Raw genomic sequence first — 20,914 nt, 5'->3', positions numbered from 1 at the left:
CCCCCTAATTCTTCTTGTTTTTCCAGTCTTCGATCAACTCATAAGAGTAATCGTCGGCTGTCCAAACATATTCAGGAGTATCAAAGCTGTCGCCTGACAGTGACTTTAAGAATGCAACCAGATCAGCTTTCTCGTCATTTTTAAGAGCGAGAGGCTTAATGCGTGCATCTTTGTTGGCGTCTTCACCACCGCCCCGATTGTAGAAGTCAACGACATCTTCAAGGGTGGCCAGCATGCCATTGTGCATGTAAGGCGCGGTGTAGATCAGCTCACGAAGAGTAGGGGTCATGAAGGAACGCTTGTTCTCTTCTTTATGATCCCGGATGAACGCACCCTGATCTTCACGCAAGTTCATGTAGTTGTTTACACCCATGAATTTCGCGTAGGTTATATAAGTCTGATGGCGCATCGGATCAGACCAGATATCAGGGTTATTTGGAACACCGATATTATATGGCTGATCATCTGTGAAGCGATTACCAGAGTGACAGGAAGAACACCCGGCTTTACCGGTGAAGAGCTCGTACCCTCGTTTTTCAGAGACGCTCAATTCACCCTTATCGAAAGCAGACCCGGTTGAAGTAATAGACTTCAAGAACGCTTCCAAAGCACCGCGCGCACCACCATTTGATGGTACGCCCTTACCCGCTACTTCAAACATTTCAACGTAAACAGGATCCTGTTTCAGGCGTTCCTGCATTACACGCATATCCATGTTCATGATGTAAGTCTCAGTGATCATACCACGAGACACATCATTCAGGTTTGTACCCAAACGACCATCATGCATCCAGGCTGCCCGGTGTCCGACGTTCGCCAGTGTTGGCGTATTGCGGAAACCCTCTGAACCAGAATATGCAGTTGAAAGCTTTTCACCATCAGTGAAACCCATCGCTGGGTCGTGACAAGTGGAACAGCTAAGGTTTGTATCACCAGACAAACGGCTATCATAAAATAGACGTTTTCCCAGTTCAACGAGAGCAGAATTCTGCTCAATTTTTGCAACAGGCCCTAATTCTGTTGCGAATGCCGTAGTGCTCGTCATTAAAGCAATCGACATACCGACGAGAAGGCGCATTATTACCCCCAGTTTGCTAGGTTGGTTCAAACCTGACTCATTATCAAGCGAGACCTAACCCCGAATAATGAGCACTAATGCATAGCCCTTGGGAGGCATTCATTGATTGCAATCACGGTTTGGGTATAAGGGTTCTAAGGAATGATATTTTTCACAAGTCATCCAGTAACAAAATGTTGAATAAAACTAATCTTTGGAATATTGATTTAAATCAATGTCTATTACCGGGCGGGACCTTACGCCAATTCACGTAATTAAGCGGGGAGCTTAACGCATGACGGGGACGACCCCTCCAAAGATTGAGTCAACTCTCGACAATATCTCTTTTGAATGTGTTCAGAAAACCTGCGGCTTTCGGGGCGAAGAGTGTATCTGCCGCCCTATGCAATTGCATTTTGACAAGGCAGAATTACGCGCAGCCCGCATCATTGATTTAGACGAAGGCGATCAGTTCGCACCTGAGGATTTTTCAGAGCCTATCGTGTTTGCTGTTCTCACTGGTGTGATCGCTGTAGAGAGCCATTTGAGCGACGGACGCCGGTCTTTGCTGACATTGCGCTTTCCGGGTGAGTATCTGGACATGAACAGAGCAGACCGCCACGCATCTGGTGAAGTCGTTGCTTTGGCGCCCGCTTCTGTCAAACTCGTTCCACGCAACGTTTTTGAAGAGTTGCTCATGTTGGATTCCAACCTGCGCCGCATCTATTGGCGTCGGTCTACCGATATCATGCACCAGCAATTTGACCATTCCTCAGACCTTGGTAAGAAAACACCAACAGAGCGGATGGCCTCATTCATTTTCGAGCTGCGCAATCGCATGAGTATTCCGACATTTGTTGAAGAGTTCGCGCTTCCAATCTCCAGACAGTCAATCGCCGACTATCTCGGTCTCCGTGCCGAAACCGTTAGTCGTGTCTTGAAGGCGCTGGAAAAAGAGAAAGCCATTAAGCTCATCGGCAAACACAAAATCGGAATCCTGGATTTCAAGGGACTGCGAAAGATCGCAAACGGCGCACGTCCACGACTTTCCAATCACCGCTAAGACATATTTCTCAAAGGGTTACGAGCTGGTCACAAGGCCAGCTCTTCAGTCTCCATCACAAGTTCAAAGTCTCCCATCGGATGTTCAACACCATTGAGAAGCGCGCAGACTTTGTGTTCACCAGCGTAATACTTGCGTGTGGTTATTGGCCGAATGCTGTGTTTCCCATCAACTCGTAGCATCTGCCCCGCTTCAAGCTTTCCCTTCCGCCATTTGAATACCTTAGGTGCCAATTTCCCGTTCGCCTTCTGATGGTAGATAATGAAGTCGAGCATGTAGTCACGAGACGCAGCAGTGTCATTGACCAACTCAATCCCGAACCTGAGAGCCCCGCCATAAATCAAAGGCTCACTTTGTACCCATGGGCGTGCAACACTTATCCCCTCACAGTCATAACCAAGCGCCTTCAGCGTAGGTTGATGTGCCGCCTTGATGTTGCTGCGCAGAGCATGACGAACCAGCTTCACCCGTTCCTTAGATGCACCCTCCAGCCATTTTGCGCAGACATCTGCCACAACATCCGGGTGATCCTTGGAAATATCGTTCAGATGGTTTGCAACAGACCGCCGGACATACTCGGAAGGGTCATCCTTCAAACGCTCAAGAAACGGCAGAGTATACGAAGGATCAGCCATAAACTGCTTCAACTGCGGCGCCCATGGCAATCGTGGACGGCTCCCTTCTGATACCAACCGGCGGACATGCTTATCCTCATGGTCGCACCACTCAGAAAGCAACTCCAGCGTTCGGTCTCGATTCCCCTCAAGAAAGGCACGAATCGCAAACTCACCAGAGAAGCGACTGGTCATGTTTTTAAGGGCAGCTAATGAGAGATCGAAATGCTCCAGCCCATGCAACATCACATAATCAGTGAAGGGCATAACTATAAAGCCGCTAAGACCAACTTCATTCCGCTCATCTATCTCACCATCAACTGGATAGGCACCGCCCAACGAAGAGAGCATAATCTCAACCACTTCAGGAAAGGCAGAGGGCAGCGTTTCCTTGAGCGCTTTACTGATGTGAAGCGAGCGCTCTTTCAGCTCAAGATCAGAAAGCCCCGCACTGGCAAGATCCAAAAATCTTACTGCCTCAAAACGGGGATAAGCGGTTGCTAATGCAACCGCCATCCGCTCAAGCGCAGGTCTATTAAAGACCTCTTTGAACGGCTCATCCATAAGTGCCTACCACGCTGAAAAACTCCATAGTACCTGCTTTGCGCGGAGCATGCTCCTTGGATACATCGAGAAGAGAGAAGTATGCCTGCCCTGCTTCATGATTGCCGGCAGAAGCAACTGCTTCTTTGCTCGCCGCGTCATTTGCCCATGTCACAATATCCGCATAAGCCCCATCTGCATGCTTTACCAAGGTACGACGCACAAACCCTTCAAACCCATTCAGAAACTCCTCCTGAAACCGATTGGAAGCGGCAAGAAGGTCGCTCTCACTATAATCCGGTGAGAGATGAAACGGTGCGAATTCAATCACTTGGTCAGTCATTATTCTTTCCTTCAAAATGTCTATGCACTCTGTTTATGGACATATATGTCATTTAACGTCATATTTGTTTGATGGCAGGAAAACACAGTGGGACAACCAGAGCGACAGCTTGGGAACGCCTTGCAAGGCTAGAACAAATTGAAGCTCTCCTGAAATCTGGTGAATGCCTGACAACTCAGGAATTGGCGAAAGAACTCAGAGTTTCACAGAGAACTCTGTTCCGGGACCTTGAGCTACTGCGAGAACGTGGCCTGCCCATTGAGGCGGATAAAGGTCGTGGCGGCGGAATTCGTCTTCAATCCAGATGGGGGATAGGCCGTCTCAAGTTAGAGTATAAAGAGGCCATCGACCTCCTCATCAGCCTCGCGATTGCAGAAAACATGCACTCCCCGCTCCTGCTGGCAAACCTCAAACCCATTCGCCGCAAGCTCATCGCGTCACTCTCCCCTGAACTTCGTTCCCGCGTTGATACGCTCAAATCCCGCCTATGGATCGGAGAAACAGCCTCCATCACTGTCTACGGCTCGTTTGAGGACATAGACAACGAAGCCATGAGCCCCATCAACGAGGCTTTCCTCATGAGCAAGTGCGTGGAAATTTCCTACAGTGATCAGAACGGCAACACTTCAAAGCGCACCATTGAGCCCCACTACCTCTTCCTCAGCTATCCAGTCTGGTACGTCATGGCATGGGATCATCTCCGCGATGCAGTCCGCACGTTCCGCTGTGATCGTATCAAATCATCAAACCTCACAGAGACAGGTTTTGCCTTAAAACCAAAACAACCCTTCATAGATGCCATTGACGGAATCGAGCCATCAACACCCTGAGCACTGAAAGAATTGACGTTTTTCACCCCGTCATGAAAGCTTCAAAAATCGTTCATCCAACTGCAACGCGTCCCCCCTACCAAACAGGCAATCTAATCACGGGCACTAATCTGACAGGGGATTTTCAATGCACGCACTTCGCGCGTCACTCATGGGCGGCATTTCTGTTGCCATGCTTGCGGCCGGTATCAATGCGGCGAGCGCAAACGGAGAGATCTGCGTATTTTTTGTATAAACGCTATGTGATGCAGTAGAAATGCAGACACTTAAAAAGCCAAGCAGCTCTACCGGTCCTTACGCTCGTAGTGGTAAGTGACCTTAGGCTTGTTTTTCCCAAACAGGAATTTGAGAAGAACAAGGGGGATAGTAATGGCCATGATGGCTAACATCAGGCCAGAAGCGAATCCGATGACGAGGAGGATAAATGCCAAAAGGGCTACTGCAAACAACAGCGCAATAACTCTTCCAGTTATGTACTCCAAGTATCTCATCGTCGTCTCTCCTCAGGTTAGCAAAAAGCTACACCAAGGAGAGATGGCAACGCAACTGAAGAAAATCAAGCTTTCTCGCTGACTTTCTTCACACTGTTATTCCCGCCCTCAGCATTGAGATCACCAAAGGTTTTGCCAGTGGAAACCAGCTCTTCCAACAGCTTAGCTGGCTGCCAGAAGTAGGCATCATCCCTAGCGTACTCTTTGATATTGTTCAGAATTTTATCAAGACCCACCTGATCGGCATACTGCATAGGTCCGCCACGCCAGCGCGGGAAACCGTAACCATAAATCAGCGTCATATCCACGTCCAGCGGACGAAGCGCAATGCCTTCTTCAACCACTTTAGCCGCCTCATTCACCATCGCAGCCATGTATCTATCAAGGATTTGCTCCTTTGAAAGGTTTTGCGTTGCTATGTCATTTTCCATGCGTTCTTTTGCAAGGATAGTGAGAACTTCAGGGTTCGGCGTGCCTTTGCGTGCGCCATCCTCATAAACGTAATAGCCCTTGCTGGTTTTCTGTCCAAACCAGCCTTGCTCACACATGCGGTCTGCAAAGGTGAAATAGCGCTCACGTGGATCACGGCTCGGCGCTTTCCGTTTGCGGGTTGCCCAGCCGATATCAAGACCGGCCAAATCAGCCACAGCATACGGCCCCATCGGGAAGCCAAATTCCAACATCACATCGTCCACTTCAAACGGAGAGGACGCATCAACCACAACCGCATCCGCAGCCGCGCGATAGGTCGCCAGAATGCGGTTTCCGATAAAGCCATCACACACACCAGCACGAACAGCAACCTTGCGCATGATCTTGCCAAGCTGGAAACCGGTTGCGATAACATCCGGCGCAGTCTTATCAGCCACGACAACTTCCAGCAGCCTCATGATGTGCGCTGGAGAGAAGAAATGCAGACCAATCACATCTTCAGGTCGGTTGGTCACAGCCGCAATCGCATTCACATCCAGATAAGACGTGTTGGTCGCCAGAACCGCACCAGCTTTACAAACCTTGTCCAGTTGCTGGAACACCTGCTTCTTCACGTCAATGTCTTCAAACACCGCTTCAACAACCAGATCAGCCTCACCAAGAGAAGCGTAATCCGTACTCAGAGAAAGCGCTTCCTCCAGAATGTGCTGCTCTTTCTCAGCTGAAAGCTTGCCCTTTTTAACCGCACCACCAATGTTCTTCGCGATGGTCGCTTTCGCGCGGGCAAGAGCATCCTCATCCCGCTCAATCAACGTAACAGCAAGGCCATTCATCAACGCACCGGTCGCGATGCCCGCGCCCATGGTACCGCCGCCAATAACCCCAATCGCGTCCAGCTTACGCGGAGCAATGCCATCAATCTCCGGCAGCTTGCCCAAAGCACGATCTGCAAAAAACGCATGTGACAACGCTCTGTGCTGGTCGGAGCTCTTCAACTCCATAAACATCTCACGCTCTTTGGCCATACCATCTGCAAAGCTGGTCTTGCTCGCAATCTCAATGGCTTCAACACACACCACGGGAGACATCTGCCCCCGAGCGCGCTTGGTGACAGCTGCTTTGGCAGCCACAAACACACTGGCATCAACAGCGGGAGCCACCAGCTCAGAACACCGGCGCAACGGCATACTGTTGTCGATCACGGAGCGGGCAAAAGTCAAACCAGCCGCGAGCACATCATTTTCATCACTGACATCATCCAGAATGCCTGCGGCTTTCGCATCAACTGCACCAATCTGCGCGCCACTCGGGATCATCTCCAGCGCTTTTTCATAGCCCACCAAACGCGGGAGGCGCTGCGTTCCACCAGCACCGGGAATAATGCCGAGATGCACTTCCGGCAAACCAACCTTTGCACCCTTCACCCCAACGCGGAAATGACAGCCCAGCGCAGCTTCGAGACCTCCGCCCAAAGCAACACCGTGAATCGCTGCAATCACCGGCTTACTGCACGCTTCAATACGGTCAATCAAGTCAGGAAGATGTGGCTGCGTTGCAGGACGCTTAAACTCGCGAATATCAGCACCAGCGATGAAAACTTTACCAGCGCCAACAATAATGGCAGCTTTGGCAGTGGCATCTTCCTCAAACTTTTCAATATTGGCAAGCAAGTCCACGCGAACCGCATGAGACAGCGCGTTAACCGGGGCATTGCTTACGGTCATCACCGCAACATCGCCGTTTAGCTCGTAAGAAACCTGTCCAGATGACTGAAATGAAGAAGACACACAAAACTCCCTATCGCCGCGCTCAATTCCCACACGGCTCTCTATCACGCAATTTCCCGTAGTCTAGCAGGGCACCAGCAGATTTCCAGTTGTAAAATACAATTCCAACATGCAGAATTAGATACTCGGCGTAGCGAAGGACAGGCTAGAGCTCAATATTCGGTTTTTCTGCAATTTAGCGAAGGTCAACGAGGTAGATCGCGAATGGGAGAGACGTTGTCCTCGAATGGCACATGTCGTCGCCGAAATGTTGTGTCTAGGACGCATTCCGGTCTGCTGATCCGGTCCATTCGAAAATGCCGGAAGTCTTTACGAGCAGGATCCCAAGCCACCAAATACCATAGTGGTGGTAAGATCAGCATAGCTTGCGGCTCAACAATTCGGTTGGTTACGACCCCTTTTGCGTCACGGTACTGGAAACGCAGGTGGAACCGCTGGAGAAAAGCTGTCTCGAATGCAGGCAGCAGCGCGGGCTCCATCGCTTCCATATCTGATATGTCTACCAACGGTGAAAGTCGCCCAACGTACAAACAAGCCAGAAACCGCCGCAAGTCACGTACCTTATCCGACGGCAAGGCTTTCTCGATTTTGGCAAGCCCAGCATCTGCGAGATCTGAAAAGGGCAAACCTCCGGCGGCCCGCATCGATGCAACGCTGATGAGGAGCGCAAAGACCTCGGCGACCGAGAGCCGCGCTGTGGTCTGAACAGATTGCGGATCAAGGTGCAAGCCGCCCCCGCGGCCAGGTTCAGAATGAATGACAAAGCCCTCATCACGCAACGCGCTAATGTCACGTAACACCGTGCGTCTGGATGCGCCAACCTCCTCCGCTAAGTCACCGACTGTCGAAGTACCGTTGCGACGAAGGCAGCGCACGATGGCGTCATGTCGGAGGCGAATATTCATTTCGTAAGATTGCCATTTAATAGTGCCAGTATTTGTCACCGTTAAGTTTTAGGCAATGGCTGTCGCGTCAGCAAGGAGATTTTGGAATTGCAACGCACATCCGTAACCCTCTGGGACTGGAAAGAGCGCGATCCAAAAACAAAAGGCGTCGCCTGATCACCCCGAAAAGATAAAGTAGAAATTCAATGTTTAATCCAACCAATTTCCCCAAGCCCACTCTTATTTCAGTCAACGGTGTGGAACTCGAAGTCTTTGAAGCAGGCCGTCAAAATGCAGAAAACCCTATTGTACTGTGTCATGGCTGGCCAGAGCACGCCTTTTCTTGGCGTCATCAGGTGCCCGCTCTTGTTGACGCGGGCTACCATGTCATCGTTCCAAACCAGCGGGGGTATGGCAACTCATCGCGCCCGAGCGAAGTCGCAGACTATGACATTGAACACTTGTCGGGTGATCTCATCGGGCTTCTCGATCACTACGGATACGAAGATGCCACCTTTGTCGGCCACGATTGGGGTGCAATGGTCGTTTGGGGGCTGACCTTATTGCATCCAAACCGCGTAAATAAAGTGATAAACCTGAGCCTGCCTTACCAAGAGCGCTGGGAAAAGCCCTGGATCGAGATGATGGAAGCCCTATTTGGCGGCGACTTTTATTTTGTTCACTTCAATCGTCAGCCAGGCGTCGCAGATGCTGTATTCGATGAGAATACATTCCAGTTCCTTCGCAACATGTACCGCAAGAACCAGCCTCCTGTAGAGCCTGAGCCGGGTATGATGATGATTAATCTCGCCAAAGCGGAAACACCACTCGGCGAGCCAATCATGAGCGATGGCGAACTGGCCGTTTTCGTCTCCGCCTTCGAAACATCAGGGTTCACGGGCAGTGTAAACTGGTACAGAAACCTTGATCGAAACTGGCACTTATTGGCAGACGTGGACCCAATCATCCAACAGCCGACACTCATGATCTATGGCGAACGGGATCTGGTCGCGAAGTCTAAAAATCTAGCAGATTTCGTGCCTAATGTGGAAGTGGTCAATCTGGATTGCGGTCATTGGATCCAGCAAGAAATGCCAGCGGAAACAAACCAAGCGATTTCAACGTGGCTGGAACAGCAGGGTGACAACTAGTCCTAGAGCGTGGCCGCCCTCCGGTTAGACCGGAGGGCGAAAGATTAGATGAAGATAGCTGGGCAGATGTAGATTTTGATACGGTTCCATGGGGGCATGTTCTTGCACACTTGCAGGAGAAGAGCAGAGCTTGGCTCTCCTTCATCGAACATGATGATCCTAAAAACTTTCTCCGCTTTGCTGACCGATCTTTAACCTCGTTGAAAATACTTGAGGGCGTTTGACACAATTGCCACAGCTCTGCCTCCCCTTTGGAATAAGGCAAACGCAATGTCTTTACGGTGAGATTTGCAAACGGGAGAGCTAGGATGAATAGACGAGAGTTTCTCGGTGCATCTGCCCTGACTTTATCTGGCGCTTATGTTGGACTGAACAGCCGGCCGGCCTTTGCGGAAACGGCAATAGGCAACAACATAGAAAATGCCAAGGTCACCTACTTCGAGGCCCGTCCTGGGGCGGGCTCCAGAGATATCGGCTTCGATGCGGATGGCATGGTTTGGTATTGCGGACAGAAAGACGGCACGCTCACACGCCTCAATCCTGAGAATGGCGACCTCCATCCCGTATCTCTGGGGAAAAAGGCAGCCCCGCATGGTGTTGTGCTTGGACCGGATAACGCAATGTGGATTACAGAGGGGGGGCAGAACGCAATTGCTCGGCTTGATCCCAAAACAGATGCAGTCTCACTCATCCCGCTGCCCGCTGAATTTGCTGATGCAAACCTCAACACCGGCGTGTTCGATCAGGATGGCATTTACTGGTTTACGGGACAAAACGGCGTCTACGGGCGTGTTGACCCAGCAACCCAGGAAATCAACGTCTGGCCAAGTCCGCAAGGCCCCGGCCCCTATGGCATAACGGTCACTCCGCAGGGAGAGGTTTGGTACGCCTCCCTCGCAGGCAGTCACATTGCCAATATCGACAAGTCCAACGGCAGAGCCCGCATCGTTACCCCACCAACAGAAGAGCAAGGCGCACGCCGCATCTGGTCCAATTCAACCGGAAAGCTCTGGGTCAGCGAATGGCTCAGCGGTCAAGTCAGCGAGTACGACCCACAATCCGACAGTTGGCGCTCGTGGCGACTGCCCGGCAAAGACCCGCTCCCCTACTCCGTTTATGTCGATGAGAACGATAAGGTCTGGCTCACAGATTTCGGGGCTGATGCGATTGTGTTTTTTGATCCGGATACCGAAAAATTCACCAGCTTCCCAAGCACGAAATCAGATGCGGATGTACGCCAGATGGCAGGACGTCTGGGGGAAGCATGGGGCGGAGAGTCAGGCACCAACAGGTTGGTCCGCGTTCAGTTTGCAAAACCAACAGCATAAACAGGTTCGGCTAGGCGCTCTCACGGGAGCGCCTCTTGCATGCACAAAACCTAAAAAATAAAGGTCATCTGGTCCTTGTTGGATTTTGTACCATGCGGAATGCCCTCATGATCCAGCAGCCAGACCTTTGTGTCCAATCCACCACCAAAACCAACCAAAGCTCCGTTGGCTCCGATCACGCGGTGGCACGGAATGACAATAGGCAGTGGATTCGCGTTGTTTGCAAGGCCAACAGCTCGGCTAGCACCCGGATTGTTCAGCGCCTTAGCGACATCACCATAAGACCGTATTTCACCAAAGGGAATTGCCGCTAGCTGCTCCCAAACACTCTTCTGGAAATCAGTCCCAATCAGCCGCCAGGTGAGGGAGAACACTTTCAGCTCACCTGCAAAATAGGCGGCAAGTTGCGCAATCAAATCACCATAGGGCGACGCATCTTCCACCCAACCTTCAGCAATCTCACGCCGCCGGCTGCTCTCAGGAAAATGCAAAAACTCCAGCGCCCCGCCTTCTCCACCAATCAACAAAGACCCAACCGGGCTCTCATAGGTGCAATAGGTGATTGGAGTAGAGTTGGTCATGGTCGTCTTTTCCTTTAAACGTATTCCCGAAAAGTGGAACCGGTTTTCGGATTAGAATACGTGCGAACAAAACCCCTCAAGCAGTTTACGCAAACAGCTTGAAGGTACGCATGAAAAAACTCCCCGCTGAAAACCAGCAGCGGAGAGTTCCCATAAACCTACTTAGAATATCAGTGCTTCGCAAGCTCAGCGCATTTATTCTGCGTTGTAAGTAACCTGATTTTGAACGCCGAGCCCTTCAATGCCCAGTTCCATCTTATCGCCAGCTTTCAAGTAAGTCTCAGGCTTCTGGCCCATGCCAACACCTGGAGGTGTGCCGGTGGAGATAACATCACCCGGCTGCAAGCTCATAAACTGAGACAGATGCGAGATCACCTTAGCAACACCAAACACCATGGTTTTGGTGGAACCGTTCTGGTAGCGATGGCCGTTCACTTCAAGGTACATATTCAGGTCTTGCGGGTCAGCAACCTCATCACGGGTCACAAGCCATGGACCGATTGGACCAAACGTATCCGCTGATTTGCCCTTCACCCACTGACCACTGCGGTGGATCTGGAAATCGCGCTCGGACAGATCGTTGACGACGCAATAACCAGCAACATGATCCAGCGCGTCTTCTTCGCTCACATATTTCGTGTGCTTGCCGATCACAACGCCAAGTTCCACTTCCCAATCCGTTTTCACAGAGGTGCGTGGAATCTCGATGTTATCATTAGGACCACAAATCGCAGAGGTCGCCTTGAAGAAGGTGACAGGCTCTTCCGGCACTTGCATGCCAGCCTCAGCCGCGTGGTCTGAATAGTTCAGGCCAATACAGATGAACTTGCCAACATTGCCAACACATGCACCGATGCGCGGGTTGCCTTCAACCAACGGCAGGCTGGAAAGGTCCAGAGCAGCGATCTTTGCAAGCGCTTCATCACCAAGAGTGTCATGTGCGATGTCACCAACAACACCGGAAAGATCACGGATATTGCCATCAGCGTCCAAAATACCCGGCTTTTCCGCGTTTAGATCGCCATATCTCAGGAGTTTCATAGGGTACCCTCTTTGTTAAACAGCCCAGCCACCATCAATGGCGTGCGTTTGTCCGGTTGTAAATGTGCTTTCATCACTACCTAAGTAGACAGCAAGAGCAGCAATTTCTTCTGGTTTACCGATGCGGCCCATAGGCTGGCGCGCAATAAAGTCTTTCAGCGCCTGCTCATAATTGCCGGTCGCTTTCAAGCGATCATGCAAAGATGGGCTATCAACAGTGCCCGGACAAATCGCATTGCAGCGCAGACCTTTGGTCACAAAATCCGCAGCAATCGCTTTGGTCAAACCAATCACTGCCGCCTTGGAAGAACAGTAGGCAAACCGGTTTGGAACACCTTTGAGCGATGACGCGACAGAGGACATATTGATGATGGACCCACCACCATTTTCCAACATAGCCGGAATCACTTCACGGCACAGGCGGTACATAGCTTTGGCGTTCAGGTTAAAGGAAAAGTCCCAAGCGTCTTCATCACACTCAAGAATCGTTCCGCTATGAACGAAGCCAGCACAGTTGAACAGAATATCCAATGTCCCAACTGAACTGATCATTTCTTTGACCGCAACACCATCCGTCACGTCTAATTTTAAAGCGGTGACACCTTCAAGCGCACCAAGCGACTCAAGGGCTGCCTCATTGATATCCGCTGCAAAAACCTTAGCTCCTTCAGCCACGTATGCCTCAACGGTTGCACGGCCAATGCCCTGCCCGGCAGCTGTAATCAGCGCCGTTTTGCCTGTTAATCGTCCCATGCGTCCTCCACCAGACTGATATGCTCAAATATGTTGTTTACAGCCTGACAAAAGCGCCAGACCATGCCTTAAAAGGAGAATTCAAAACTGCCACCAGTAGAATAAGCGGGACAGCAAGTGCGGCAATCCTCCCAGAAAACCGCAGATACCCGACGAGCATGCAAATTGCTCAACGGTCATTACTTAAATATAAAAACTTTCTTCAAATGTAAATTAGAATTTGACAAAGGAAGTTTTTGCATCAAAAACTAGCAGCATAATAAGCAGAGTTGACTATGGTTGATACAAAGACATCAAAAGATACAGCGGACAAATATCGCGCTCCTGCGCTGGAAAAAGGCCTCGATATTATTGAGCTTCTGGCTCAATACGCATCCGGCTTATCTCAGGCAGAAATCGCGAAAGCTTTGGACCGGTCTCCCAACGAGATCTACCGCATGCTGACAACGCTTGTGCGTCGGCAGTATGTTTCTCGCTCGTTGGAAGGCGACCGTTTCCAGCTTAGCCTCAAGATGTTTTCTCTGTCCAACCAACATCCACCTGTAAACCGTCTTTTGGAAGCAGCTTTGCCAATGCTGCGCAAAACATCAAAAGACATGCACCAGTCCAGCCACATCGGCATGGAGCATCAGGGTGAGATTGTAATTGTGGCAAGCGTCGAAGCGCCCAGCAATTGGAGCTTCGTCTTAAAGACCGGTTCAGTCATCGGGTTATGGAATACAGGGACCGGACGGGCCATCGCTGCATTCCAAAATTCCGAAATGCAGCAACTCATGTTCAACCAGCACGAACGCGCATTGGGAGAACCAGAAATGAGCCTCGCCCAGTTCCGCGACATTCTCGGTGAAGTGCGGGCGCAAGGCCATGTACGCATGCCATCTGCCAGCACCGTCGGCGTAACCAATCTAGCCTTCCCTATTCTGGGACCAAATGGCGACGCGGTTGCAGCCTTAAGCTGCCCATTCATGGAACGCATCGATGATTTCAAAGCACCGGGAATTGAAGAGGTTCAGCAGACCTTCGCCCAAGTGGCGCAAGATATAACGAGTATTTACGGCTCTACGCCGACATAGAAGGATAAGCTATGAGCTTTGGAGGGAAGCTGGCTCATCGACAACTGGGAGAGACAGACCTGCACCTGCCAACACTGGGAATTGGTGGTGCAATGTTTGGCGGTTTATTTGCAACCGCACCTCGTAGAGTGTCCATGAGCACCATAGATCGCGCAATTGCAGCAGGCGTGACGTATTTTGACACGGCTCCGTATTACGGGCTTGGCCGGTCAGAACGGGTGATCGGCGATGGGATTCGCAGACACCCCCATATTTTATCGACAAAAGTGGGTCGGGTACTCGTGCCCGGCATGGCAGAAAATGCGGCCACAATGGGCTGGCCAGATCCGCTACCGTTCCATCCATTCTTCGATTATTCCTATGACGGTATCATGCGCTCTTACGAAGCCAGCATGCACCGCACCGGATTGGACAAGCTGGAAATCCTGCTGGTGCATGACATTGGCGAGGTCACACATGGACCGGAAGCAAATGCCAAACACATGCAGGACCTCAAAGGCGGCATAAAAGCCCTTCAGGAACTCAAAGCCACTGGTGCCATTTCGGCCATGGGCCTTGGTGTGAATGAGACTGCAATCTGCATGGAGTTGATGCAACAGGCAGATTGGGACGTGTTTTTGCTCGCAGGGCGTTACACCCTGCTGGAACAAGAGTCATTGGGCGACCTACTCCCCGCATGTCTCGCCAGAAAAACCTCTATCGTTCTTGGGGGGCCCTTCAATTCCGGCATCCTCGTCGGTGGTGAAACCTGGAACTACCAAACAGCACCGCAGGACATCCTCACCCGAGTGACAGCACTTAAAGCCACGTGCACAGAGTTTGGTGTTGAGCTTCCGGCTGCCGCGCTCCAATTTCCGCTTGCGCACCCTGCCGTCACCAGTGTGATACCGGGCATGCGTAATCCGGTTGAGTTGGAAGGCATCATCAGATGGATATCTGCTTCTATTCCGCAGGAATTCTGGCAAGCTCTTAAAGACAAAGAACTTCTCCATCCAGACGCACCAACACCACTTGGCAATCCCTATTATGAGCAGGAAATGGACGATGCCTAGGATCGACGCGCACCAGCATTTCTGGAAACTCTCCCGAGGCGATTACAGCTGGCTCTCGCCAGAACTGGACGTCCTTTACCGGGATTTTCTAGCCAGTGACATCAAACCACTTCTGACTGAAGCAAAGATGGATGGAACCATCCTTGTACAGGCTGCAGACACAGTTGATGAAACCCGCTTTATGCTTGGGCTGGCAGCAGAACATGACTGGATTCTGGGCGTTGTCGGCTGGGTGGATATGGAAGCAGAGGACGCTCCCAAAATCATCCGCGAGCTTGCAGAAAATCCTAAATTCGTCGGTATCCGCCCTATGATTCAGGATATCCCTGATGATGAGTGGATGCTCAAGGACACCTTACGTCCCGCCATTCAAACTTTGATCGACGAGAACCTCACACTCGACCTTCTGGTTCTGCCAAGGCACCTGCTGCATCTGAAAACCTTCCTGAAGCGCTACCCGGATCTTTCCTGTGTGATTGACCACGGCGCAAAGCCAGACATTCGCAACGAAGCTATTGAAACCTGGTCGCAGCATGTCGCCGATATCGCACGGACCACCACCGTACGCTGCAAGCTTTCCGGATTGCTGACAGAAGCAAACGATCAAGCCTCTATCGAGGACATCGCTCCCTATGCATTTCACATTCTTAAATGTTTTGGAGCTGAACGCGTTATGTTTGGCAGCGACTGGCCTGTTCTCCTGCTCGCCAACACCTACCAAAACTGGCTAGACATGGTGGAGCAATTGACAGCTGATCTGCCCCAAGCAGATTGGGAAGCTATTTTTGGCGGCACTGCTGCAAACTTCTATCTCACCAAAACAATGGAAACTCTCTGACATGTCGGCATCTATTCAATCCAGCGTCAAACTCCAAAAAGCTGACAATGTCATCATCGCCACCCGTGCGCTCCAGGTAGGAGACAAAGCAGGGTCTTTGAGCGTTCTCGATAGCATTTCAGCCGGCCACAAAATTGCGGAAGTCCCCGTCGCCAAAGGCGAAGCGCTCATCAAGTTTGGCCAGACGATCGGCTTCGCCTCAATGGATATTCCTGCGGGCTCCCATGTGCACTCCCACAACATGGAGTTCTCGGACCCCGGCGTACACCACAGCTTTTGCAAGGAATACAAGCCGACCCAATTCGTGGCACATCCTGAAGAACGGACCTTCAATGGCTACCTCCGCGAAGATGGCACCGTTGGCACGCGCAACTACATCGCCATTCTCACCAGCGTAAACTGCTCTGCCACCGCCGCCCACCGCATTGCGGATGCATTTGGCGACGAAGATCTCGCAGAGTTTGAGAACATCGACGGCGTTGCCTCCTTCGCACACGGCACCGGCTGCGGCATGGCTGGAGACAACGAAGGCTTTGCCAATCTGCAACGTGTATTGTGGGGCTATGCTAAAAATCCGAATGTTGGCGGCGTCCTGCTTGTCGGCCTTGGCTGTGAGGTCAACCAAATCGACTTCCTGCTGGAAGCTTACGGCCTCAAGCAGTCCCCAACCTTCCAGGTCATGAACATTCAAGGCATGGGCGGCCTGCGCAAAACCATCGAGGCGGGCAAAGAAAAGATCAAAGCCATGCTGCCAGAGGTCAACAAAACCTCCCGCGCACCTGCTCCAATCTCCAAGCTGATGGTTGGCCTACAATGCGGCGGATCAGACGGCTGGTCCGGCGTCACCGCCAACCCGGCGCTCGGCTATGCGACAGATTTACTGGTCCAATACGGCGGCACCTCCGTGCTTTCCGAAACCTCCGAGATCTACGGCGCAGAGCACCTACTCACAAGCCGGGCAGCAAACCAGAAAATCGCTGAGAAGCTGGTTGAACGTGTCCGTTGGTGGGAGGATTACACCGCCCGCAACAACGGCAACATGGACAACAACCCATCTCCCGGCAACAAGCGCGGTGGCTTGACAACTATTCTGGAGAAGTCCCTCGGTGCAGTCGCCAAAGGCGGCACAACAGCGCTGGAAGGCGTCTATAAATACGGCGAGCCAATCGACACCACTGGTTTCGTCTTCATGGACAGCCCCGGTTATGACCCAGCCTCTGTTACTGGCCAAATCGCCAGCGGCTGTAATCTGATCATTTTCACCACAGGTCGCGGCTCTGCGTTTGGCAGCAAACCATCTCCAACCATCAAAGTTGCCAGCAACACGCCTCTGTTCGAGCATATGCCAGAAGACATGGACCTCAACGCAGGCTCCATTATCTCAGAGGGCAAGTCGGTTGAGGCCGTAGGCGAAGAGATCTTCGAATTTATGATCAAGGTCGCATCTGGAGAACACAGCAAATCCGAAGCGCAAGGACTGGGCGACTACGAGTTCATCCCTTGGCAAATCGGCGCTGTGATGTAATCGTCAGCCACGAAAACGAGCTCTGTATTCGCGCGGTGTCATTCCTTTCACCGCGCGGAACTGGCGGTTGAAGTTGGCCAGCGCCGAATATCCCACATCCTGAGCAATCATCGAGATCGGTGCATCACTGCTTGCCAGCTGGGAACACGCATCCCCAATCCGTATCCGCTTAAGATATTCAGAAATACTCTGTCCGGTATGCCGCAAAAAAAGTCGATGCACGCCAGAAACACTCAGCGCCGCAGTTTCAGCAATCTCTTCAAGGCTGAGTGAGCGCGTATAATCCGAGTGGATTTGCGTCAGCACCCTATCAATCCGCTCATTGCCGCCTTCTGCTCCCGACAAAATCACCGGATCATGCGCCAGTTGCACCGCGCATTCATCCTCGGACAGTTCCGCCAAGAGTCGCAGAATGAGCAACAGTCGCTCCAGTGGACTTTCCTTAAAGAACGATTTGATCAGCGGAATAACACGGTGCCGCGCAGCATCTGAAAAGCTCAGGCCTGCCAACGCACGTTGAAACAGACGTTTAACCTGCCGAAGCTCGGACATCTCTTTTGTGATCCGCTCAATCCATTCAGGCTCAAACCAGATCACCAATGCCACATGAGGCTCAGTATCATCAGGCCGATCACTGGACGCCCACGTATGCGGCAAGTTAGGGCCGATCAACACAAGATCGCTGTCACCATATTCTCCCACATGATCACCGATATAGCGTTGTCCTTCAGAATTAAGGGTCAACGTCAGCTCATATTCTGGATGATGGTGCCATGAGAAAGGGATCCCCTCTTCAAGGCGCCTGTTCATCACCTTGAAGGAGCCTTCTTCCGTGTCAGGGACCTTCTCTAGATATGATCTCATTTCGCCCTCAGAGCATTCACAACGCCAGAATACTATCAGTATTTGCTAAATGCGAACAACTGTCATTTGCAGGACTAGCTAAACTACTAGCTTCAACGGACGGACTGGGAGAATAAAAATGGACGCGGATGTTCTTGCTGACAATCACTGGGGGTCAACCGCAACAGACACTCAGCTAAAGGATATCAAAAAGACCTTGCCACTGCGTGTGCTTTCCCAGGAGGACTGGCAGCACTGGATTACGCGTGGCTACGTTATTGTGAGGCAAGCCGTCCCACAAGAAAACGTCAAACGGCTGGTAGACCTGCTGTGGGAGTTTGATGAGAAGGATCCTAAGGACCCCTCCACATGGTACGCACCACAACGCCGTGCTCATAAAATGCTGGAGCTGAACAACGCCGGCATGCTGGAAATCTATAATCACCAGTACCTCTGGGATAATAGAATACAGCAACGCCTTTATGATGCCTTCGTGGACATCTGGGACAGAGAAGACCTCTGGGTCAGCATTGATAGAGCCAACCTCAACCCACCTAAGAAGAACAGAGACGGAAAGCCCGGCTTCATTCATTGGGATGTTGACACATCCATCCGCCCTCAGCCCATCAGCGTGCAAGGCGTGCTCTCTCTGGTAAAGCAGGACAGTGAGACCGGTGGGTTTCAATGCATTCCAAAACTATTTGAGGGTTTCGAAGAGTGGGTCAAAACCCAACCAGAAGACAGAGATCCGAAACACCCCGATTACACTGGTTTTGAGATCGAAAATACTGAGATGGAACCGGGTGATCTCATGATCTTCAACGCCCTGCTGGCCCACGGCATCCGCCCTAACAACTCCAAGGATAAAGTGCGGATCGCGCAATACGTCTCCATGTTCCCGGCAGAACAGGAAAATGAGCAACTTCGGAAAGAGCGCATTCATCAATGGAAGACAATGGAGCCACCACAGCGGGCATCCTTCCCCGGCGACCCGCGTGATTGGGAAAAGAAAAATGCAAAAACCGCTGAACTGACAGACCTTGGCAAAAAACTGCTCGGCGCAGATCTCTGGTAAGCAACACGGCAAAGCTCTCCAAAAGGGCTTTGCCTACTGAATGCTGCTCTGACTTTGTGAAAGGATCCAGTTCACCATCGCCGTACGAGCTGTATTCTCACGTTGCCCCTTTGGGTAGACTACATAAAAGCCGTAGGCGCTTATCCGCTCATCCCGCCACAACACCTCCAGCCGCTTTGCCTCTACATCATTTTCAATCAAGATCCGGGGTGCCAAGGCGATCCCCTGTCCGTTTGCAGCAGCGTCCATTGCCAGCGCTGTCTGATTAAAGCGCATCACCCGGCATTCGTCTCCCATACGCGCGCCCAAAAGAGAACGCCAATGCGCATGACTGTCCTCAATAAGAGGATGGTTCAGGAACTCCGCTTCATCATGAAATACAGGGAACTCACTCGCAATTAAGGGACTAGAGACGGCACATAAACCCAGCGGCGCTAACAACACAGCCTCCACACCCGATTGAAAGGGAGGCCTCCCCTGCCGGATCGCAACATCAACTCCATCGCTCTCAAAGTCTGACAAATGCTCACTGGCGACAATCTGCACATCAATCTGGGGGTGGATTTGCGAAAACAAACTCAACCTGGGAACCAACCACTTGGAAGCGAAAGACGGCGTGACACTCAAGCTGATCCGGGCCTTCTCCGGTCGCAGCTTTTGCGTTGCCGCATCAATAAGACCAAGTGCCTGTGCGATAGACCCATAATACGCCTGCCCAACAACCGTCAGCTCCAATCCTCTGGGTCTGCGTAGAAAAAGCTTTCGCCCAAGCTCCTCCTCCAACTGCCGAATCCGCTGCGCCACAGCCCCCTGCGTCAGATGCAGCTCCTCCGCGGCAAGACGGAAGTTCTCATGTCGTGCAGCCGCTTCAAACATACGCAGACTGTTAAGATTGGAAGCTTTCATTATAGCACCCGACTACCCTGTAGATTTTCTACAGTCTCCACGCAGAGATCATGATTAGTCAAGCACTTCTACCAATCATAAGCTCCGGACAACGATTGTTATAAGGAGATATCCAATGACCACGATTAAAACAGCTGTGATTATGGCAGGCGGCAGCGGAATGGGCGCAGGCGCAGCTCGTAGACTGGCGGAGGATGGCTATAAAGTCGCCATTCTCTCCTCCTCTGGCAAAGGAGAAGCCCTCGCAAACGATCTCGGCGGCATTGGCCTAACCGGTTCAAACCAATCAAACGAAGACATTCAGCGTCTCGTTGACATGACCATGGAAAAATGGGGTCGCATTGATGTACTAGTCAACAGTGCCGGGCATGGTCCACGTGCACCTGTTCTGGAACTCACCGACGAAGATTGGCACACCGGTATGGATGTTTACTTCCTGAACGTGGTGCGTCCGACGCGGGCGGTAACACCAATCATGCAAAAACAAAAATCTGGCTCGATCATCAACATTTCAACATTCGCCGCATTCGAGCCCGATCCCGTGTTCCCAACATCTGGAGTGTTCCGAGCCGGCCTTGCAGCTTTCACAAAGCTATTCGCGGATAAGTATGCAGCAGAAAACATCCGCATGAACAACGTACTTCCCGGCTTCATCGACAGCTTGCCAGAGAAGGAAGAATTCCGCTCCCGCATTCCAATGGAGC

The 20,914-nt window shown here is 51.6% G+C and carries 21 protein-coding genes (1 of these 21 only partly in view); 10 read left to right on the top strand and 11 right to left on the bottom strand.

The annotated features are described in order from the left end of the window. Positions 1–4 precede the first annotated feature (4 nt). Positions 5–1,078: a cytochrome-c peroxidase gene (locus BLS62_RS20890; RefSeq protein ID WP_093185240.1), complete on the bottom strand. Its 1,074-nt coding sequence runs from the start codon at positions 1,076–1,078 to the stop codon at positions 5–7. Between the two features lie 274 nt (positions 1,079–1,352). Here BLS62_RS20890 and BLS62_RS20885 point away from each other — a divergent pair, with 274 nt between their 5' ends. Further along, positions 1,353–2,120, top strand: coding sequence for a Crp/Fnr family transcriptional regulator (locus BLS62_RS20885; RefSeq protein WP_208991000.1), 768 nt, complete (start codon positions 1,353–1,355; stop codon positions 2,118–2,120). A 29-nt stretch (positions 2,121–2,149) separates the two neighbouring features. On the opposite strand, the gene BLS62_RS20880 is transcribed toward BLS62_RS20885, so the two are convergent. Both BLS62_RS20880 and BLS62_RS20875 read right to left on the bottom strand, forming a co-directional pair. Further along, on the bottom strand, positions 2,150–3,298 hold the full coding sequence (locus BLS62_RS20880; protein WP_093185235.1) for a hypothetical protein: 1,149 nt from the start codon (positions 3,296–3,298) through the stop codon (positions 2,150–2,152). Continuing rightward, complete coding sequence (locus BLS62_RS20875) at positions 3,291–3,620, bottom strand: hypothetical protein (protein WP_093185232.1); 330 nt, start codon at positions 3,618–3,620, stop codon at positions 3,291–3,293. The genes BLS62_RS20880 and BLS62_RS20875 overlap by 8 nt, the downstream gene beginning before the upstream one ends. A 71-nt stretch (positions 3,621–3,691) precedes the next feature. Here BLS62_RS20875 and BLS62_RS20870 point away from each other — a divergent pair, with 71 nt between their 5' ends. Beyond that, positions 3,692–4,450, top strand: a complete 759-nt coding sequence (locus tag BLS62_RS20870) for a helix-turn-helix transcriptional regulator (protein WP_093185228.1) — start codon at positions 3,692–3,694, stop codon at positions 4,448–4,450. 284 nt (positions 4,451–4,734) lie between these two features. Here BLS62_RS20870 and BLS62_RS20865 read toward each other — a convergent pair whose 3' ends face one another. From BLS62_RS20865 to BLS62_RS20855, 3 genes are all read right to left on the bottom strand, one after another. Then, a complete protein-coding gene (locus BLS62_RS20865) occupies positions 4,735–4,941 on the bottom strand; it encodes a hypothetical protein (RefSeq protein ID WP_093185224.1) in 207 nt (68 codons plus the stop codon). A gap of 65 nt (positions 4,942–5,006) precedes the next feature. Then, a complete protein-coding gene (locus BLS62_RS20860) occupies positions 5,007–7,160 on the bottom strand; it encodes a 3-hydroxyacyl-CoA dehydrogenase NAD-binding domain-containing protein (protein ID WP_093185219.1) in 2,154 nt (717 codons plus the stop codon). A 185-nt stretch (positions 7,161–7,345) separates the two neighbouring features. Next, entirely contained in the window at positions 7,346–8,065 is a 720-nt protein-coding gene (locus BLS62_RS20855) for a helix-turn-helix transcriptional regulator (RefSeq protein WP_093185214.1), read from the bottom strand. A 185-nt stretch (positions 8,066–8,250) separates the two neighbouring features. Between BLS62_RS20855 and BLS62_RS20850 the strand changes: the two genes are divergently transcribed. Continuing rightward, a complete protein-coding gene (locus BLS62_RS20850) occupies positions 8,251–9,195 on the top strand; it encodes an alpha/beta fold hydrolase (RefSeq protein WP_093185209.1) in 945 nt (314 codons plus the stop codon). Between the two features lie 308 nt (positions 9,196–9,503). Continuing rightward, positions 9,504–10,523 carry a Vgb family protein gene (locus BLS62_RS20840; RefSeq protein ID WP_093185204.1) on the top strand — a complete coding sequence of 340 codons (1,020 nt, stop codon included), beginning with the start codon at positions 9,504–9,506 and terminating at the stop codon, positions 10,521–10,523. Between the two features lie 50 nt (positions 10,524–10,573). On the opposite strand, the gene BLS62_RS20835 is transcribed toward BLS62_RS20840, so the two are convergent. The 3 genes from BLS62_RS20835 to BLS62_RS20825 all read right to left on the bottom strand — a co-directional run bounded on the left by BLS62_RS20835 (position 10,574) and on the right by BLS62_RS20825 (position 12,898). Beyond that, the gene (locus BLS62_RS20835) at positions 10,574–11,104 is read right to left on the bottom strand and encodes a methylated-DNA--[protein]-cysteine S-methyltransferase (RefSeq protein WP_093185199.1); all 531 of its coding nucleotides are present in this window, start codon (positions 11,102–11,104) and stop codon (positions 10,574–10,576) included. A gap of 195 nt (positions 11,105–11,299) precedes the next feature. Next, a complete protein-coding gene (locus BLS62_RS20830) occupies positions 11,300–12,145 on the bottom strand; it encodes a fumarylacetoacetate hydrolase family protein (protein ID WP_093185194.1) in 846 nt (281 codons plus the stop codon). Positions 12,146–12,160: 15 nt separating this feature from the next. Beyond that, positions 12,161–12,898 carry an SDR family oxidoreductase gene (locus BLS62_RS20825; protein WP_093185189.1) on the bottom strand — a complete coding sequence of 246 codons (738 nt, stop codon included), beginning with the start codon at positions 12,896–12,898 and terminating at the stop codon, positions 12,161–12,163. Between the two features lie 275 nt (positions 12,899–13,173). Here BLS62_RS20825 and BLS62_RS20820 point away from each other — a divergent pair, with 275 nt between their 5' ends. From BLS62_RS20820 to BLS62_RS20805, 4 genes are read left to right on the top strand one after another with little or no spacing between them, the layout of a single operon-like run. Next, positions 13,174–13,971 (top strand): IclR family transcriptional regulator, encoded by a 798-nt coding sequence (locus tag BLS62_RS20820; RefSeq protein WP_093185185.1) that lies wholly within the window; start codon positions 13,174–13,176, stop codon positions 13,969–13,971. An 11-nt stretch (positions 13,972–13,982) separates the two neighbouring features. Beyond that, positions 13,983–15,023 (top strand): aldo/keto reductase, encoded by a 1,041-nt coding sequence (locus tag BLS62_RS20815; protein WP_093185182.1) that lies wholly within the window; start codon positions 13,983–13,985, stop codon positions 15,021–15,023. Next, positions 15,016–15,861 (top strand): amidohydrolase family protein, encoded by an 846-nt coding sequence (locus BLS62_RS20810; RefSeq protein WP_093185179.1) that lies wholly within the window; start codon positions 15,016–15,018, stop codon positions 15,859–15,861. Before BLS62_RS20815 ends, BLS62_RS20810 begins: the two co-directional genes overlap by 8 nt. Position 15,862: 1 nt before the next feature. Next, entirely contained in the window at positions 15,863–17,386 is a 1,524-nt protein-coding gene (locus BLS62_RS20805; protein ID WP_093185176.1) for a UxaA family hydrolase, read from the top strand. Between the two features lie 3 nt (positions 17,387–17,389). On the opposite strand, the gene BLS62_RS20800 is transcribed toward BLS62_RS20805, so the two are convergent. Then, positions 17,390–18,250 carry a helix-turn-helix domain-containing protein gene (locus BLS62_RS20800; RefSeq protein ID WP_093185173.1) on the bottom strand — a complete coding sequence of 287 codons (861 nt, stop codon included), beginning with the start codon at positions 18,248–18,250 and terminating at the stop codon, positions 17,390–17,392. Between the two features lie 118 nt (positions 18,251–18,368). Here BLS62_RS20800 and BLS62_RS20795 point away from each other — a divergent pair, with 118 nt between their 5' ends. Continuing rightward, a complete protein-coding gene (locus tag BLS62_RS20795; protein WP_093185170.1) occupies positions 18,369–19,304 on the top strand; it encodes a phytanoyl-CoA dioxygenase family protein in 936 nt (311 codons plus the stop codon). A gap of 33 nt (positions 19,305–19,337) precedes the next feature. On the opposite strand, the gene BLS62_RS20790 is transcribed toward BLS62_RS20795, so the two are convergent. Next, complete coding sequence (locus BLS62_RS20790; protein WP_200798551.1) at positions 19,338–20,210, bottom strand: LysR substrate-binding domain-containing protein; 873 nt, start codon at positions 20,208–20,210, stop codon at positions 19,338–19,340. 115 nt (positions 20,211–20,325) lie between these two features. Here BLS62_RS20790 and BLS62_RS20785 point away from each other — a divergent pair, with 115 nt between their 5' ends. Next, positions 20,326–20,914, top strand: the 5' portion of a protein-coding gene (locus BLS62_RS20785; protein WP_093185165.1) for an SDR family oxidoreductase. It continues 116 nt past the right edge of the window; the window shows 589 of its 705 coding nt (coding positions 1–589); it begins with the start codon at positions 20,326–20,328; its stop codon lies off the right edge, out of view.

The sequence above is a fragment of the Pseudovibrio sp. Tun.PSC04-5.I4 genome, assembly GCF_900104145.1.
In the GTDB taxonomy this organism is placed as follows: Bacteria; Pseudomonadota; Alphaproteobacteria; order Rhizobiales; family Stappiaceae; genus Pseudovibrio.
The sequence above is the reverse complement of the archived record's forward strand: the minus strand, read 5'-3'. Positions and strand labels throughout refer to the sequence as shown.

Coding starts and splice junctions, on each gene's coding strand:
- BLS62_RS20890 (WP_093185240.1), bottom strand. CDS start 1,078: ATGCGCCTTCTCGTCGGTATGTCGATTGCTTTAATGACGAGCACTACG.
- BLS62_RS20885 (WP_208991000.1), top strand. CDS start 1,353: ATGACGGGGACGACCCCTCCAAAGATTGAGTCAACTCTCGACAATATC.
- BLS62_RS20880 (WP_093185235.1), bottom strand. CDS start 3,298: ATGGATGAGCCGTTCAAAGAGGTCTTTAATAGACCTGCGCTTGAGCGG.
- BLS62_RS20875 (WP_093185232.1), bottom strand. CDS start 3,620: ATGACTGACCAAGTGATTGAATTCGCACCGTTTCATCTCTCACCGGAT.
- BLS62_RS20870 (WP_093185228.1), top strand. CDS start 3,692: ATGGCAGGAAAACACAGTGGGACAACCAGAGCGACAGCTTGGGAACGC.
- BLS62_RS20865 (WP_093185224.1), bottom strand. CDS start 4,941: ATGAGATACTTGGAGTACATAACTGGAAGAGTTATTGCGCTGTTGTTT.
- BLS62_RS20855 (WP_093185214.1), bottom strand. CDS start 8,065: ATGAATATTCGCCTCCGACATGACGCCATCGTGCGCTGCCTTCGTCGC.
- BLS62_RS20850 (WP_093185209.1), top strand. CDS start 8,251: ATGTTTAATCCAACCAATTTCCCCAAGCCCACTCTTATTTCAGTCAAC.
- BLS62_RS20840 (WP_093185204.1), top strand. CDS start 9,504: ATGAATAGACGAGAGTTTCTCGGTGCATCTGCCCTGACTTTATCTGGC.
- BLS62_RS20835 (WP_093185199.1), bottom strand. CDS start 11,104: ATGACCAACTCTACTCCAATCACCTATTGCACCTATGAGAGCCCGGTT.
- BLS62_RS20830 (WP_093185194.1), bottom strand. CDS start 12,145: ATGAAACTCCTGAGATATGGCGATCTAAACGCGGAAAAGCCGGGTATT.
- BLS62_RS20825 (WP_093185189.1), bottom strand. CDS start 12,898: ATGGGACGATTAACAGGCAAAACGGCGCTGATTACAGCTGCCGGGCAG.
- BLS62_RS20820 (WP_093185185.1), top strand. CDS start 13,174: ATGGTTGATACAAAGACATCAAAAGATACAGCGGACAAATATCGCGCT.
- BLS62_RS20815 (WP_093185182.1), top strand. CDS start 13,983: ATGAGCTTTGGAGGGAAGCTGGCTCATCGACAACTGGGAGAGACAGAC.
- BLS62_RS20810 (WP_093185179.1), top strand. CDS start 15,016: ATGCCTAGGATCGACGCGCACCAGCATTTCTGGAAACTCTCCCGAGGC.
- BLS62_RS20805 (WP_093185176.1), top strand. CDS start 15,863: ATGTCGGCATCTATTCAATCCAGCGTCAAACTCCAAAAAGCTGACAAT.
- BLS62_RS20800 (WP_093185173.1), bottom strand. CDS start 18,250: ATGAGATCATATCTAGAGAAGGTCCCTGACACGGAAGAAGGCTCCTTC.
- BLS62_RS20795 (WP_093185170.1), top strand. CDS start 18,369: ATGGACGCGGATGTTCTTGCTGACAATCACTGGGGGTCAACCGCAACA.
- BLS62_RS20790 (WP_200798551.1), bottom strand. CDS start 20,210: ATGAAAGCTTCCAATCTTAACAGTCTGCGTATGTTTGAAGCGGCTGCA.